Origin of the sequence: Staphylococcus sp. ACRSN (assembly GCF_022346615.1) — a bacterium.
Lineage (GTDB): Bacteria > Bacillota > Bacilli > Staphylococcales > Staphylococcaceae > Staphylococcus.
The window spans coordinates 34,880-50,682 of sequence record NZ_JAKRNS010000007.1; the positions used below are offsets into that span (position 1 = coordinate 34,880).

Sequence of the window (15,803 nt, forward strand, 5' to 3'; positions counted from 1 at the left end):
TTTCTAAAAGAATAGGAGAGATTTTATAATGGCTAAAGAAAAATTTGATCGCTCAAAAGAACATGCCAATATTGGTACTATCGGTCACGTTGACCATGGTAAAACTACTTTAACAGCTGCTATCGCAACTGTATTAGCAAAAAATGGTGACTCTGTAGCACAATCATATGACATGATTGACAACGCTCCAGAAGAAAAAGAACGTGGTATTACTATTAATACTTCTCACATTGAGTACACTACTGAAAAACGTCACTATGCTCACGTTGACTGCCCAGGACACGCTGACTATGTTAAAAACATGATCACTGGTGCTGCACAAATGGACGGAGCTATCTTAGTAGTATCTGCTGCTGACGGTCCAATGCCACAAACTCGTGAACACATTCTTTTATCACGTAACGTTGGTGTTCCAGCATTAGTAGTATTCTTAAACAAAGTTGACATGGTTGACGATGAAGAATTATTAGAATTAGTTGAAATGGAAGTTCGTGACTTATTAAGCGAATATGACTTCCCTGGTGACGATGTACCAGTTATCTCTGGTTCAGCATTAAAAGCTTTAGAAGGCGATGCTGACTATGAGCAAAAAATCTTAGACTTAATGCAAGCTGTTGATGACTATATTCCAACTCCAGAACGTGATTCTGACAAACCATTCATGATGCCAGTTGAGGACGTATTCTCAATCACTGGTCGTGGTACTGTTGCTACAGGCCGTGTTGAACGTGGTCAAATCAAAGTCGGTGAAGAAATCGAAATCATCGGTATGCAAGAAGAATCAAGCAAAACAACTGTTACTGGTGTAGAAATGTTCCGTAAATTATTAGACTACGCTGAAGCTGGTGACAACATTGGTGCATTATTACGTGGTGTTTCACGTGAAGATATCCAACGTGGTCAAGTTTTAGCTGCTCCTGGTACTATTACACCACATACAAAATTTAAAGCGGAAGTTTACGTTTTATCTAAAGATGAAGGTGGACGTCATACTCCATTCTTCACTAACTACCGCCCACAATTCTACTTCCGTACTACTGACGTAACTGGTGTTGTTAATTTACCAGAAGGTACTGAAATGGTTATGCCTGGCGATAACGTTGAAATGAATGTTGAATTAATTTCACCAATCGCTATCGAAGATGGTACTCGTTTCTCTATCCGTGAAGGTGGACGTACTGTAGGATCAGGCGTTGTTACTGTAATTAACGAATAATCACTATTTTATAGTGTTTTAAGAGTCTCCTAAGGGAGGCTCTTTTTTTTATTGAATCCCTTACCTCAATAGAGGTGGGGGTCTTAATACAATAGCAAAGCTTTTATAAACATAAATATATTTTTAATATGTGTAACTATTGAACCTTTTACGTTTGAGATAATTGCTTAAAAGTGATTAATTACGTAACGAGAGATGGTTTTATCTTATTGAAAGAATTACATTAAAAATGGCTAATCTCGCATAAATGAGATTAGCCGAAAATTGAATTATTCATTTATCTAGTTGACTGGGTGCAGTTCAATCTATAGGTTTCAATTGCTTACTAAATGTGAATAAGCTGTATTGTTCAATATTTAATATAGTTCTGTATTATTTTTCACCAGTTTTAAATACATTTTCTAACTCTAAAATTTTCAAGAATTCACTGACTGCATATTTCATTGCTTTTTCATCGATATTAAAGTAAGGACTGTGATGTGGGTAATCCGAATTTTTTTCAGGGTTTCCACAGCCTGTTAAGAAAAACGCGCCAGGACGAACTTTTAAATAGTGTGAGAAATCTTCACCAACCATCATTAAATCAGATTCATTGTATCTTAAATTAATATCGTTTGCTGCTTGCTTCACGACTTCATAGCAACTTGGATTATTGTGTACAGGCAGATAGCCTTTGATATAATCTAATGAATATTCTATATCATTTGCAACGGCTAATCCTTGAAGTAATTTATCCATTTTATTGATAATATGATCTTGTATTGTTGTATCAAAAGTACGAACAGTACCTCTACAATAAGCAGAATCAGCGATAACATTATCTGCAGAACCTGCTTGAATCATTCCGAAACTAAGCACAGCTTGCTTAACAGGATCAATAGTTCGAGAAATAATTTTTTGTGAACTCATGATAAATTCAGCCAAAATTACGACCGGATCAATTGTTTCATGAGGCTTAGCGCCATGTCCTCCGCGACCATGAATTGTAATATTAAATTCATCCGGGGAGGCCATCATTGCACCTGGACGAGAATAGATTGTACCAGTTGGGTAACCACTCCATAAATGATTTCCATATATTCTATCTACATCTTGTAAGCAACCATCATCAATCATTTCTTGAGATCCACCTGGCATGATTTCCTCACCGTATTGGAAAATTAAAACAACGTTACCATTTAACTTATTTAAATGGGCTTCTAGAATTTCAGCTACTGCAAGTAAGATGGCTGTATGCCCATCATGCCCACATGCATGCATTGCACCTGGATTCTTTGATTTATATTCAACATCCGTCAATTCATCTATAGGTAAGGCATCAAAGTCAGCTCTTAATGCAATTGTCGGGCCATCACCATGACCTTTGAATTTTGCGACGATACCATTTCGTCCCACAGGTGTTCGAACCTCACATGATAATTGACTAAGTTGGTTCATTATAAAATCATGTGTGTGATATTCTTCGAAAGATAATTCAGGATATTGATGCAGATAACGACGTACTTGTACCATTCTATTTTCTTTTTCGTTTGCTAGTTGAAACCAATCAAACAACTTCAACCCTTCTTCCATTACTTTTTATCTAGTATACCATTTAAAAAGTACAAGCAATAGTTACAATTAATTTATGGGTAAATAAGACGTGTTTAAATACAGTATGTAAAGGCATTGTTCTACTTCCCTCAACATAAAAAATAGGTTATGATTGATTTAACACAAAGACAATTCAAAGGGGGACTTGCAGTGGTACAATCACTACATGGCTTTTTAGATGAAAATATTCAATATTTGAAAGATAACGGTTTATACAATGAAATTGATACAATCGAAGGTGCAAATGGACCAGAAATTAATATCAACGGGAAATCATATATCAACTTGTCTTCAAATAACTATTTAGGACTAGCAACAGATGAGACTTTGAAACAAGCGGCTAAGGATGCAATTGATACACATGGCGTAGGTGCTGGTGCAGTACGTTCGATCAATGGAACATTAGACTTACATGATGAATTAGAAACAACGTTAGCAAAGTTTAAAGGTACTGAGGCAGCTATAGCCTATCAATCAGGTTTCAATTGTAATATGGCGGCAATTTCAGCTGTAATGAATAAAAATGATGCTATACTTTCAGATGAATTGAACCATGCTTCAATTATTGATGGCTGTCGTTTATCTAAAGCAAAGATTATTCGTGTTAATCACTCAGACATGGATGATTTGAGAGCGAAAGCAAAAGAAGCAGTGGAATCTGGTCAATATAATAAAGTAATGTATATCACTGATGGTGTATTTAGTATGGATGGAGATGTTGCTAAATTACCAGAAATTGTTGAAATTGCAGAAGAATTTGATTTAATCACATATGTTGATGATGCTCATGGTTCTGGTGTGATGGGCAATGGTGCTGGTACGGTGAAACATTTCGGTCTACAAGATAAGATTGACTTCCAAATAGGTACACTATCTAAAGCAATCGGAGTTGTCGGTGGTTATGTGGCTGGCACACAATCATTGATTGATTGGTTAAAAGCACAATCAAGACCATTTTTATTCTCAACTTCTTTAGCTCCTGGTGATACAAAGGCAATCACTGAAGCAGTTAAGAAACTAATGGCATCAACGGAATTACATGATAAACTTTGGGATAATGCAAATTATCTTAAAGCAGGATTGAAAGAATTAGGATTTGATATTGGTGTTTCAGAAACTCCAATCACACCAGTGATTATTGGGGATGAAAAGGAAACACAATCATTTAGTAGTCGATTAAAAGAAGAAGGCGTATATGTTAAATCAATCGTATTCCCTACAGTTCCAAAAGGTACTGGCCGTGTGCGTAATATGCCAACTGCTGCACATACCAAAGCAATGTTAGACGATGCTTTAGCTGCATTTGAAAAAGTAGGCAAAGAAATAGGTATTATTAAATAACAAATTTAATCATTGAGTCATGGTTAATTAATAATTAAATGATTTAAAAAAGCAACCTGTACATCGTTAATGATGCTACAAGTTGCTTTTTATATTATTTATATTTATCGTAAGTTGCTTTATTTTTTTCTAATAATTCTGCACGTCGTTGCTTATTTTGTAGAAATGGAATTGCAAACCATAAGATATGCAACATACTTGCCAAAATAATTACAATAATTGGTATAAATACTTCAATAATACTAATATCTACGATAAAAGATATAATGACAAATGCTGTAATCGAAGGTAAGGCACTTACAACTACAACGGTTAACAACACAAATTGTAATACCTGTGTTGCTGTTGTGCTAAAGATATCAAGTATTAAAATACCAATATAGAATAAAGTAATGATTATCAAAAGGCCGATAATCCATCCTGCTGAAAGACCACTCTGACTTTCGATATGTTTTTGGTATGGTGTCAACATTGGTAAGATAAATAAAAACATTGTCGATAGCCATGATAATATGCCAAAGAATACAAAAAATATTTTAGATGTATTACTGTTCATAAGTAACACCCTCCTTCATATACCAACCACTTTGTTAAAGTTTCAACTACTGTCGTTGTATGCTAAAGGGACACTTTGTTTAAGGATTTTATGATGGCGCTCTCATTAATTTATATACCCGCATTACAAATATTTAACGCAAATATAAATTAAAGGGAGCTTTGTTTTCTTTTAGTATCTATATGTATTATGATATGTACAAAGTCATTATAGAAAAAAGATAATAACAGTTAATGCTTGTGAATTTAAAGTGATAATATCGCGGGAAAAGGCTGATGATAATTGAAGAAAAATTTAAGGTTGCAATTCACAACACAACGGCTTATCATAAGACCGTTGGAAGAAAAAGATTACGAAACTTGGCTGTCTGGATTTACAAATCGAAGACCAGCACAACATAGATTTGATGATGGTCAAATAGATATGTCTGAAGCAACGTTACCATGGTTTGCTGCTCTTGTTGAGAAACAGAAACAGTCGATACTTGAAGACGATTTGTATATTTTCGGAATTTTTGACAAAGCCACTTCAGCACATATTGGAATGCTAGATTTAAAGAAATTAAGTAGAGATGAATTTCAATGGGCAGAGATTGGCTATTTTATTCATAATCAATATTGGCGTGAGGGATATGGGACAGAAGCAGTGTCTGAGTTAATTAAACAAGCTAGAGATAATTTTAAGTTTCATCGATTAGAAGCACATATTGACTTAGGTAATATACCTTCACAAAGATTAGTTGAAAAGTTAGGTTTTCAATTTGAGTGTGTTCGAAAAGGATTTATATTCCAAAACGGGAAATGGACTGATCAACAGGTTTATTATCAAAACTTGCATGATGCGTCCTTAAATATTTAAAGGTGTGGAAAGGAGCGTTGACATGGTTGAATTTAGAGAGTTAACTATGGGTGATGAATCTTTATACTGTGATTACATGAGTGAATGGATTGATCATGATGAGGAAATTGTACCAGTAGCAACGAATATTACTAGGTATGAAAACTTTGAGGCATTGGTACACGAATTAGCTGATAACAAATCTCGTGATACTCAAATTGATAATACGACATTGTTTTTAATTGATGAAAATGAAATTATTGGGGCAGCAAACATTCGTCACGATTTAAATGATAAATTGAAACGTATTGGTGGCCATATTGGGTATGGTATCCGTAAGAAATATCGTGGTAAAGGATATGGAAATAAGATTTTAAAGAAATCATTAGATTATCTGTCACGTATCGGCGTTCAAGAGGCATTAGTTACTTGTGACGAAACGAACAAAGCATCAGCAGCAGTGATTAAGCATAATGGAGGCGAAGAAATTGAACCTTCATTATTAGATGATGGCACAGTGATTCGCAGATTCCAAATTGAAATTAGTTAAGGCATAGCAAATGCTCAAAATTAAAAAATTTTAAAATGAAATAGCTAGGATGTATAGCTTAGATTAAATGAACCTCAAATGAAATTTAAATTTCATTTGAGGTTTTTTATCATACATTGAGGTTTTTAGAGGGAAAAATAAAAGTTTGTAATATTCATTTATTTATATTTATTTAGAATTTTTACTCTAGATAATATAAAATACTTTAAAATTTGTTATTTATTATCAAATAATATTGACCACGTATGGTTTGATTGAATTTGTTTTAATAAAACGATGCTATTAAGTTGAGAATAAATATAAAATAACTTCTTGAATTCTTATAAAAAGACTTTCGATAATCGATAACGTATAATAGCGATTAGTACTAGGTACTAAATACCTAAATGAAATATGTATTTATCGAATATAGAAATGAGGGATATGATGTCTAAAGTAATTCAAGATATCACAGAGGCATTTGACGGTCTTAAAGATGGTATGACGGTATTAGCAGGTGGTTTTGGACTATGTGGCATACCAGAACATGCAATAGAAGCGATACGTTCGAAAGGAACAAAAGGCTTAACAGTAGTTAGTAATAATTGTGGAATAGATGATTTTGGTTTAGGGAGACTTTTAGAAAATAAACAAATAGATAAGATGATCAGTTCTTATGTGGGTGAAAATAAAATATTTGAACAACAATTAATTAATGGAGAATTGGATGTGGAATTAACGCCACAAGGCACGTTAGCTGAGAAATTGCGTGCAGGTGGTGCGGGAATTCCAGCATTTTATACGAAGACGGGTGTCGGTACGCTTGTTGCAGAAGGTAAAGAAACACGTGACTTTGATGGTGAAACGTATCTTATGGAACGTGCGATAACAGGTGATTATGGCATTGTTAAGGCGAAAAAGGCTGACACATTCGGCAATTTAGTCTTTGAGAAGACTGCGCGAAACTTTAATCCACTTTGTGCTATGGCAGCAACGACTACAGTTGTTGAGGTTGAGGAATTAGTAGAAGTTGGTGAAATTGACCCAGATGAGGTACATTTGTCTGGTGTTTATGTGGACTATATTTATTTAGGGAAGCATTTTGAAAAGAGAATAGAGAAACGCACTGTAAAGGAGGTTAATCATGAGTAAACAAATCCAAAGGCAAAAGATTATTCAACGTGCAGCGAAAGAAATTGAAAGTAATATGGTTATTAATCTTGGTATTGGTATGCCGACATTAGTTGCAAATGAGCTTAATGATCATGTACAGAATGTTTACTTCCAATCTGAAAATGGTTTGTTAGGTATTGGACCTTATCCAACGGAGAATGAAGTAGATGCGGATCTAATCAACGCGGGTAAAGAGACGGTTACTGCTGCTAAAGGTGCATCATTCTTTGATAATGCGGAATCCTTTGCCATGATTCGAGGTGGCCATATCGATTTGGCAATTTTAGGTGGTATGGAAGTTTCTGAGAAGGGGGATTTGGCCAATTATATGATTCCTGGGAAATTAGTCAAAGGTATGGGTGGTGCCATGGATTTAGTTGTTGGTGCTAAGAAAGTGGTTGTGATAATGGATCATATGAATAAGCATGGTGAATCTAAGATTAAGGCGCAGTGTGATTTACCGTTAACTGGTGCACAAGTGGTCAATACGTTAATTACTGATTTGGCAGTATTTCAGTTTGAACGTGGTGTGATGCAGTTGGTAGAACTACAAGAGGGTACGACGTTAGAGCAAATTGAAGCAAGTACTGACGCGTACTTTGAAAATCATTTAAAGTAGGTGTGAATAATGATCAAGGATAAAGTAACGATAATTACGGGTGCAGCAAGTGGTATTGGCTTAGGTATTGCTAAGGTTTTTCTTAAACATGGTGCTAAAGTGGTATTGGCAGATATGAATAAAAATCAATTAGATAGTGAAGTTAGAAAATTAAAAGCGACAGGTTATGACTGTATTGGAATTCAAGTAGATGTTACGGATGAAACAGCAGTACAACAAATGATAGAACAAACAGTAGAACAATATGGTCGTTTGGATGTATTGTTTAATAATGCTGGTCTTCAACATGTTGAAGCGATAGAGTCATTTCCAACGGATAAATTTAGACAAATGATTGATATTATGTTGACGGGGAGCTTTATCGGTACAAAATATGCATTACCAATTATGAAGGCGCAACAGAGCGGAAGAATCTTAAATATGGCTTCTATTAATGGCGTGATAGGATTTTCTGGAAAGGCGGCTTATAATAGTGCGAAACATGGCATTATTGGTCTGACAAAAGTGACTGCATTGGAAACTGCGACAGATGGTATCACTGTGAATGCGATTTGTCCTGGTTATATAGATACGCCATTAGTTAGAAATCAAATGGCTGATTTAGCAAAAGATAGAGGCGTTAACGTTGAATCGGTATTAGAAGATGTATTATACCCATTGATTCCGCAAAAGTGTTTAGTTGATATCGCTGATGTGGCAGACTATGCTTTATTTCTTTGTAGTGATGGTGCGAAAAGTGTGACGGGTCAATCTATTTTAATTGATGGTGGATATACTGCACAATAAGCCCCGTTAAATAAGTGTTGTTTAGGCGAGGACTATTTTATGTTATGTTGGAATAAATAGTATTCAGATAAGGTGTAATAAACATGAAGAGGTATGAAGCACAATCAGAAATACTTTATATATTAGTACCAGTTATTCTGGTCTTGTTATCAAATTATATAGATAAATTGTCATATCATTGGGTGTTAATGACACTATATTTAATCATTTTTGGGTACGTAGTAATTAGAAAGCTGATTACTACGGTACAGGCTATTGATAGATATCGACATACAAGGCAACCTGCGTTTATGACGGTGAAGGTAGATTTGTGGTTGGCTTTTATTTTATACATAAGTGCTGTTATGTGCTTTGTTGGTATTATTTATACGATAATGTTTTGGCAGTGGCCAGTAAATATTGTAATTATAGCATGTATTGTGGGAGTGATTTGCCTACTAATATTTATTGAAAATATCTTGGGTAAACGCTCATTTGTCTTTGATGATGACGATAATGAATAGTAGAGGTGTTTTATGCTTTATATAAATGAAGAAGAACAAGCAAAAATGTTAAATATGGAAGAAGTCGTTGAAGCGGTCGCACAATCATTGCGCGCTTATTCGGAAGGAAAGACGGATACACCGTTGCGTTATGTATTACCATTTAACAATGATAATCGTTATTTAGTGATGCCAGCATTATCAGATGAATTAAAGCTAGTTGGTTTGAAAACGGTGACGGTTGCACCGAATAATTCGATGCAAGGTAAGAATACGATTGTTGGTTCGGTTATTCTATCGGATTATGAAACAGGTGAAACATTGGCGGTATTGGAAGGTTCTTATTTAACCAAGATTCGAACTGGTGCAATTTCAGGTGTGGCAACAAAGTACCTTGCACGTAAAGATGCTAAGACTTTATGTGTTGTTGGCACAGGTGATCAAGCGCAAGGTCTTATTGAAGCGGTACTTGCAGTGAGAAATATTGAGCGAATCCAGTGCTTTAATCGTACGTATGATAAAGCAGTGAAATTTGCTAAGTCTGTACAGCAACAACATAAAGAAGTGGAGGTTGAAGTATATGAGCAAGTAGAGCATGCTATTGCCGGTGCTGATGTGATTGTTACTGCAACTAATGCTCAGACACCAGTATTTGACCAATTGATAGAGTCTGGTGTACATGTGAATGCAGTAGGATCGTTTAGACCGGATATGCAAGAATTGCCATCACAATTAATTGCGAACGCGGATAAAGTTGTTGTAGAAGCTGAATCTGCTGCTTTAGAAGAAACTGGTGATTTGATTACACCTATGTCAGAAGGAAAGTTTACTGCCGAAGCTTTATATGGTGAATTAGGTGACATCGTTGCTGAGCGTTTGAAAGGTAGAGTTTCAGATGACGAAATTACCGTGTTTAAATCAGTAGGTGTTGCTATTGTAGATATTGTTGTGGCAGATTATTTTTACCGTAAAAAGTTAAATGTATAATATTGATATATTAAGAAGAGGTTGACCATTAATGTGCTTTATTTTGCGAATGCAATATTTAAAGCGTCATAACAGCGATGGGGCCTCTTTTTTTACTATATAAAAATTTTTATTGTGTAACCAAATTAATGTTTAAAATTATTTTATAGCATAGTAAGATAGTGATAAGAAATATACATAATAAATAGGGGTGGCGTAATTGAATAAAATCGCAAAGTATTTAACAGTTTTTTCTTTAGCAAGTACTATGACTTTATCGACAACGGTGACTGCAGATGCAAACACTACTACAGCAACGAAACAATCGGAAGTAAAGCAACAAGCATCAACTGAGCAACAGGTTAATCTAGGTGCTGAGAATATCATGGCAGTTTCATGGTATCAAAATTCTGCTGAAGCTAAAGCATTATATTTACAGGGGTATAACACTGCAAAGACGAATTTAGATCAAGAATTGAAAAAACATAAAAAGAATAATGGACATAAGAAATTAGCGATTGCATTAGATATTGATGAAACAGTATTGGATAACTCACCGTATCAAGGTTATTCTGCATTACATAATAAATCATATCCAGATGGTTGGCATGAATGGATTCAAGCAGCTAAAGCTAAACCAGTTTATGGTGCTAAAGATTTCCTGCAATATGCTGATAAAAAAGGTGTAGATATTTATTATATTTCTGATAGAGATCAAGACAAAGATTTTAAAGCGACTAAAGAAAATTTAAATGCGCAAGGATTACCACAAGCAACAGATAACCATATTATGCTAAAAGGTAAGAATGACAAAAATAAAGCAGAGCGTCGCGATAAAGTTAGAAAAAATCATAAATTAGTTATGTTATTTGGTGATAATTTATTGGACTTTGATGATCCACAACAACCGACACAAGCTTCACGTGAACAATTGGTAAATAAACACCAAAAGGATTTTGGTAAGAAGTATATTATTTTCCCTAATCCTATGTACGGTAGTTGGGAATCAACCTTGTATAATAATGACTTCAGTCAATCTGATGTTAAAAAGGATCAATTACGTAAGCAATCTATCCAATACTTTGATCCTGAAACAAGTGAAATTAAGCAAGGTCAGACAACAAATAGCAATTAATATTTGCAGGTAGAAACACTAAAATGGGACAATAGTCCAATATAATATGACTAGTAAATGGTTAACGGAAGTTAAATGTATATAAGGTGGTTAAGAGAAATGAAATCAATATTATTAATTGGTCAATCTAATATGGCTGGGCGAGGTTTTATAGATAGTGTGCCACCAATTATTGATGAGCGTATAAAAGTGCTAAAGAATGGTCGCTGGCAGATGATGGCTGAACCTATCCATGGTGATAGATCAGTTGCAGGTATAGGACCTGCTGCGTCTTTTGCAAAGATGTGGATTGATGCACATCCTGGTGAAACGCTTGGTTTAATTCCTTGTGCCGATGGAGGTACATCTATTGATGAATGGTCTGAAGATGGTTTGTTGACGAGACATGCTTTAATGGAAACACGATTTGCGCTAGAAACGAGTGAGTTAATCGGTATCTTATGGCATCAAGGTGAAAGTGATAGTTCTGGTGAAAAATATCGAACATATGCTTCTAAGTTACAACAATTGATTGAAGCTTACCGCTCTGAATTGGCATTGCCACAGTTACCGTTTATTATAGGTGGGCTCGGAGATTATCTAGGAAAATCAGGATTTGGTTTAAGTGCTAATGAATATAGCCAAATCAATCAGTGCTTAAGGGATGTGGCAAATGATGTAGCTCATTGTTATTATGTTACAGGTTCTGGACTACAGGCCAACCCAGATGGCATTCATATCGATGCAGCATCGCAACGTTTATTAGGTATACGTTATTTTACAGCATTTAATCAACAAACGCATATTACTGAACCGTTGATAAAGGAAGATAACGCAGACAAGTTGTTATATAAAACTGAATATACGAAAAATGAGCAAATGTATCAGTTAGTTGAATCATTTTCAAAGGGTGAAATCAACTTTGAAACATTTGCAGCTGAAATGACTAAATTGCAATCATAAAATAAAAGGTGTCATATGTACTGTATCGAATTGTACATGTGACACCTTTTACATAATGAAATTTAGAATAAATTGATAACAGCATTTAGTAGTAACACCATGACTAATCCACATAATCCGACTATGGATTGTACGATTGTAATAGTCTTAAAGGTTTCTCCCATGGACATCCCGAAAGATTCTTTAACTAACCAAAAACCACCATGGTTAACGTAATTAAAGAATAAAGAGCCTGATCCAATAGCAATCGTCAGCAACTCGACATTGATAGAGGAATCTGCTTGAATTAATGGAAATAATAAATTTGTAGCTCCAACAATACCTACTGTTGCGGAACCAGTTGAAATAGAAAGCAGTGCTGCAACAATCCAGCCCATCAGTAATGCAGAAAGTGAAAATTGATCAGCTAAATGTACAATTGAAGTACCTACACCGGAGTCTTCAAGTACTTGTCCGAATGCACCCCCACCTGCAATAATCAACATGATACCTGCAATTGGTTTTAAGCTGCTGCCTAATGCGTCTCTTAACTTTTGAGTATCTTGTCCTCTAAGATAACCTAGGGTAAACAATGCATAAAGTACACCGATGAACATTGCAATAATTGGACTGCCTAGAAATTCGAATACTTTGTATTGAAGTGATTGTTCTCTGAAACAAACACCGGCAATAGCATGTAAGAGCATCATAACAACAGGAACGAGTATTGTTGAAAAAGCAAGTGCTGTTGAGATGGGTTGACGTGTTGTGAGATTTGAGTCATTGGTATATTGTTGTAACAAATCGTTACTCGGTTTTACTGATAAACGAGGTGTAATAAATTTACCGTATAAAGGACCGGCAATGATGATGGTTGGGATGGCACAAATCATACCATAAAACATAGTTAAACCAATATTAGCACCAAATTGATTCACAGAAATCAGTGGACCAGGGTGAGGTGGTACCATACCGTGCATCGTACATAGTGCGGCAATTACAGGTACACCAATTGCTATATATGCAGAACCCTTCACAGTATTACTTTCTTCAAGCTTTCTCGCAATGGTAAATATGAGTGGTAAGAGCATGATTAGTCCTACTTCAAAGAACATTGGAATACCAATGATAAATGCTGCAAGTGCCATGAGCCATGGTAAACGTTGAGGTGTCGCATTTTTTAGTATAGCAGTTGCAATACGATCGCTAGCACCTGAATCAGAAAGTATCTTGCCTAACATTGCCCCGAGTGCAATGGTAACACCAGTTTCACCTAATGTTGAACCGGCACCCGTTTCGATAGATTTAACGATTTTATCAATGTCTAATCCAGAAGTGAACCCAACAAAAAGAGCAGTTAATAGTAAAGCCAGTAGTGGATGAAAGCGTAATTTGGAAGTTATTAAAAAGATTAATAATAGAATGCTTACTACCGTAATGATTAATAATTGATAATCATGCGATGTCATAACAATGCCTCCTTTGTTTGAAGGTTGATGAATACAATTAATTATTTTTTTAAAGAATCAATATTATATACAACCATAAAAGATATTTTAATCCTAATATATAAATGTTTCAAGAAAACGTTTCCAAATTTTAAACATAGAAAGAAATTTTTATAAAAATAAAGTTAAAATTTATTACTTGAATTTAGTTAAAATCAGAGTAAGATGAAAGGTGGATAATTACACTTTTGATTGGGGACTTAAAGAAGGAGTGAGTTAATTTAAAGTTAGGTGAAGAATTTCTATAATATGCCGCTTTGATTTCAAGTATTGGTTCTCCCGCATTATTATAAATTCGGTAACTTGCCACTCGTGTTGATTCGCTATCTTAAGACTTGATGCTATGTGTTACATGTCACTATAGCATGTAGGATATAGTTCAACATAATGACGTATCTATATTGTGAATAAAGTAGCTATATATCTTGCCAATAGCGTAATTACAATTCAGGGAGTGTTTATTATGCGGAAAATAGGCAAATTTTTATCTTCCACAGCAATCGTATCTGCATTGTTATTAGGGACGTCTACGGTGTATTTAACAGCTAATGGACCTGAAATACAGGCAAAAGCAAGTAAAGAAGCAACTTGGGGTTATGGAACGAGTGGTGTAACGGCTAAAGCTGAATTGCCATGGTATAAATATGAAGGTTACACATCTTATGATGCAAATTTCACACAAGACTATAACTTTGTTAGAGCATTAAAATATGACAACGTAACGATGAATGGTTATAAAGTAGATACAGATGCTACTGCAGAATATGATCATACGAAAAAAATTTACGATACGAGTGTAGGCTTTAATAGTGATGATGAAGTTGTTCAAATCACGTTCTTTACAAAACCAGATTCTATATCTAAAGCTACTTTTAAAGATGCACATAGTTCTAACAAAATTGTAGAAGAAGGTAAACTAGGTAATGGTGATGGCACATTTGTTAAATATGCAACAAACGATGGTTCATATACAGCTTTCTTTGATACTAAAGATAACTTAATGGAAATAACTATTGGTCAATAATTGAGTAGGATTTTTGAAATTATTATAATCGATTAAAGATTAGAGGGGCCTTTATCATAACCATTTTGGTAAGGGTCCTTTATGTATGAATGTGTTCTTAAATTATTGTCTTATAATATTCATAGAATTATAATTAATATATTAGAAAGATTTTGTATTTAAACTGTATATTAAAGGGGGATTTTTATGAAACGAATTTTAGTCATATTATTATTAGCCATTTTAACAATTTTATTTAAAACGGAAAGCGCTGAAGCAAGTGGGGATAAATCGTTAAATGATTTAGAAAAGAAATATGATACTACTATTGGTGTATATGGAATTAATACAAAAAATGATATTGAGATTAATCATCATTCAGATGATCGATTTGCATTTGCATCAACATACAAAGCAATAGCGAGTGGTATATTATTAGAGCGAATGACACCTCAAGAATTAAATAAAAAAATCGCTATTCATCAATCAGATATTGTTACATATTCTCCAGTTACTGAAAAATATGTAGGTAAATCAATGACTATTAAATCATTGATCGAAGCATCAATGTTAAAAAGCGATAATACGGCAAATAATAAAATTATACAAGAACTGGGTGGCATAAGTAGTTTTAAATATGCATTACGTCAACTAGGGGATGGTGTATCAGAACCTCAAAGGTTGGAACCAGACTTAAACAATTATAATCCTAATAATATAGCTGATACGACAACACCACGTGCAGCGGCTAAAAATTTGAATCAAATCTTAACACAATCTAATATGCATAAATCAAACTTACAATTCTTGAAGAAACTTATGATTGAAAATGAAACTGGGGACAGTTTAATCAAAGCAGGTATTAGTGATGATTTTGTTGTAGGGGATAAAAGTGGTCAAGGTACAACGTATGCAACGCGTAATGATTTAGCATTTATATATCCGAAAGGGGAAGATAAACCAATTATATTAGCAATTTATACGAAGCAACATGATAAAAATGGCAAACCGAATGATGAAGTGATTGAAAAAGCAGCTAAAGTTGCTATCCATGCGTTAGATAAATAATTCATGGATAGCAATACTGTGAATAGTATTTATTGCCAAGCTTATAGTAATAAACTAATAGTGAATGACT

Annotated in this window: 16 protein-coding genes; 13 read left to right on the forward strand and 3 right to left on the reverse strand. The window is 34.5% G+C overall.

Annotation, left to right across the window (positions count from 1 at the left end; all coding sequences use genetic code 11):
* Window positions 1-28: 28 nt before the first annotated feature.
* Window positions 29-1,216 carry an elongation factor Tu gene (tuf, locus tag MHZ36_RS07935; protein WP_239230954.1) on the forward strand — a complete coding sequence of 396 codons (1,188 nt, stop codon included), beginning with the start codon at window positions 29-31 and terminating at the stop codon, window positions 1,214-1,216.
* A gap of 372 nt (window positions 1,217-1,588) precedes the next feature.
* On the opposite strand, the gene MHZ36_RS07940 is transcribed toward tuf, so the two are convergent.
* On the reverse strand, window positions 1,589-2,770 hold the full coding sequence (locus MHZ36_RS07940; protein ID WP_239230955.1) for a M20 family metallopeptidase: 1,182 nt from the start codon (window positions 2,768-2,770) through the stop codon (window positions 1,589-1,591).
* Between the two features lie 189 nt (window positions 2,771-2,959).
* Between MHZ36_RS07940 and MHZ36_RS07945 the strand changes: the two genes are divergently transcribed.
* A complete protein-coding gene (locus MHZ36_RS07945) occupies window positions 2,960-4,150 on the forward strand; it encodes a glycine C-acetyltransferase (protein WP_239230956.1) in 1,191 nt (396 codons plus the stop codon).
* 94 nt (window positions 4,151-4,244) lie between these two features.
* Here MHZ36_RS07945 and MHZ36_RS07950 read toward each other — a convergent pair whose 3' ends face one another.
* A complete protein-coding gene (locus MHZ36_RS07950) occupies window positions 4,245-4,706 on the reverse strand; it encodes a hypothetical protein (RefSeq protein WP_239230957.1) in 462 nt (153 codons plus the stop codon).
* A 282-nt stretch (window positions 4,707-4,988) separates the two neighbouring features.
* On the opposite strand from MHZ36_RS07950, the gene MHZ36_RS07955 reads away from it, so the two are divergent.
* The 9 genes from MHZ36_RS07955 (at window position 4,989) to MHZ36_RS07995 (ending at window position 12,175) form a co-directional block, all read left to right on the forward strand.
* On the forward strand, window positions 4,989-5,564 hold the full coding sequence (locus MHZ36_RS07955) for a GNAT family N-acetyltransferase (RefSeq protein ID WP_239230958.1): 576 nt from the start codon (window positions 4,989-4,991) through the stop codon (window positions 5,562-5,564).
* 22 nt (window positions 5,565-5,586) lie between these two features.
* The gene (locus MHZ36_RS07960) at window positions 5,587-6,093 is read left to right on the forward strand and encodes a GNAT family N-acetyltransferase (RefSeq protein ID WP_239230959.1); all 507 of its coding nucleotides are present in this window, start codon (window positions 5,587-5,589) and stop codon (window positions 6,091-6,093) included.
* Window positions 6,094-6,519: 426 nt separating this feature from the next.
* Window positions 6,520-7,224, forward strand: a complete 705-nt coding sequence (locus MHZ36_RS07965) for a CoA transferase subunit A (RefSeq protein WP_239230960.1) — start codon at window positions 6,520-6,522, stop codon at window positions 7,222-7,224.
* Window positions 7,217-7,864 (forward strand): 3-oxoacid CoA-transferase subunit B, encoded by a 648-nt coding sequence (locus tag MHZ36_RS07970; protein ID WP_239230961.1) that lies wholly within the window; start codon window positions 7,217-7,219, stop codon window positions 7,862-7,864. The genes MHZ36_RS07965 and MHZ36_RS07970 overlap by 8 nt, the downstream gene beginning before the upstream one ends.
* A gap of 9 nt (window positions 7,865-7,873) precedes the next feature.
* Complete coding sequence (locus MHZ36_RS07975) at window positions 7,874-8,650, forward strand: 3-hydroxybutyrate dehydrogenase (protein ID WP_239230962.1); 777 nt, start codon at window positions 7,874-7,876, stop codon at window positions 8,648-8,650.
* An 83-nt stretch (window positions 8,651-8,733) separates the two neighbouring features.
* The gene (locus MHZ36_RS07980) at window positions 8,734-9,153 is read left to right on the forward strand and encodes a hypothetical protein (RefSeq protein WP_239230963.1); all 420 of its coding nucleotides are present in this window, start codon (window positions 8,734-8,736) and stop codon (window positions 9,151-9,153) included.
* A 12-nt stretch (window positions 9,154-9,165) separates the two neighbouring features.
* Window positions 9,166-10,119 (forward strand): ornithine cyclodeaminase family protein, encoded by a 954-nt coding sequence (locus tag MHZ36_RS07985; RefSeq protein ID WP_239230964.1) that lies wholly within the window; start codon window positions 9,166-9,168, stop codon window positions 10,117-10,119.
* 199 nt (window positions 10,120-10,318) lie between these two features.
* Window positions 10,319-11,233, forward strand: a complete 915-nt coding sequence (locus tag MHZ36_RS07990) for a 5'-nucleotidase, lipoprotein e(P4) family (protein ID WP_239230965.1) — start codon at window positions 10,319-10,321, stop codon at window positions 11,231-11,233.
* Between the two features lie 99 nt (window positions 11,234-11,332).
* A complete protein-coding gene (locus tag MHZ36_RS07995; protein WP_239230966.1) occupies window positions 11,333-12,175 on the forward strand; it encodes a sialate O-acetylesterase in 843 nt (280 codons plus the stop codon).
* Window positions 12,176-12,237: 62 nt separating this feature from the next.
* Here MHZ36_RS07995 and MHZ36_RS08000 read toward each other — a convergent pair whose 3' ends face one another.
* On the reverse strand, window positions 12,238-13,623 hold the full coding sequence (locus MHZ36_RS08000) for a GntT/GntP/DsdX family permease (protein ID WP_239230967.1): 1,386 nt from the start codon (window positions 13,621-13,623) through the stop codon (window positions 12,238-12,240).
* Window positions 13,624-14,125: 502 nt separating this feature from the next.
* On the opposite strand from MHZ36_RS08000, the gene isaB reads away from it, so the two are divergent.
* Together isaB and bla are read left to right on the forward strand one after the other, a co-directional pair.
* Window positions 14,126-14,686: an immunodominant staphylococcal antigen IsaB family protein gene (gene isaB, locus MHZ36_RS08005; RefSeq protein ID WP_239230968.1), complete on the forward strand. Its 561-nt coding sequence runs from the start codon at window positions 14,126-14,128 to the stop codon at window positions 14,684-14,686.
* 186 nt (window positions 14,687-14,872) lie between these two features.
* Window positions 14,873-15,733: a class A beta-lactamase gene (bla, locus tag MHZ36_RS08010; RefSeq protein WP_239230969.1), complete on the forward strand. Its 861-nt coding sequence runs from the start codon at window positions 14,873-14,875 to the stop codon at window positions 15,731-15,733.
* Window positions 15,734-15,803 lie beyond the last annotated feature (70 nt).

Bases quoted from the DNA above. Each gene is read 5' to 3' on its own strand.
- MHZ36_RS07980 (WP_239230963.1), top strand. From the start codon at position 8,734: ATGAAGAGGTATGAAGCACAATCAGAAATACTTTATATATTAGTACCA.
- isaB (WP_239230968.1), top strand. From the start codon at position 14,126: ATGCGGAAAATAGGCAAATTTTTATCTTCCACAGCAATCGTATCTGCA.
- MHZ36_RS07995 (WP_239230966.1), top strand. From the start codon at position 11,333: ATGAAATCAATATTATTAATTGGTCAATCTAATATGGCTGGGCGAGGT.
- bla (WP_239230969.1), top strand. From the start codon at position 14,873: ATGAAACGAATTTTAGTCATATTATTATTAGCCATTTTAACAATTTTA.
- MHZ36_RS07985 (WP_239230964.1), top strand. From the start codon at position 9,166: ATGCTTTATATAAATGAAGAAGAACAAGCAAAAATGTTAAATATGGAA.
- MHZ36_RS07970 (WP_239230961.1), top strand. From the start codon at position 7,217: ATGAGTAAACAAATCCAAAGGCAAAAGATTATTCAACGTGCAGCGAAA.
- tuf (WP_239230954.1), top strand. From the start codon at position 29: ATGGCTAAAGAAAAATTTGATCGCTCAAAAGAACATGCCAATATTGGT.
- MHZ36_RS07950 (WP_239230957.1), bottom strand. From the start codon at position 4,706: ATGAACAGTAATACATCTAAAATATTTTTTGTATTCTTTGGCATATTA.
- MHZ36_RS07960 (WP_239230959.1), top strand. From the start codon at position 5,587: ATGGTTGAATTTAGAGAGTTAACTATGGGTGATGAATCTTTATACTGT.
- MHZ36_RS08000 (WP_239230967.1), bottom strand. From the start codon at position 13,623: ATGACATCGCATGATTATCAATTATTAATCATTACGGTAGTAAGCATT.
- MHZ36_RS07975 (WP_239230962.1), top strand. From the start codon at position 7,874: ATGATCAAGGATAAAGTAACGATAATTACGGGTGCAGCAAGTGGTATT.
- MHZ36_RS07965 (WP_239230960.1), top strand. From the start codon at position 6,520: ATGTCTAAAGTAATTCAAGATATCACAGAGGCATTTGACGGTCTTAAA.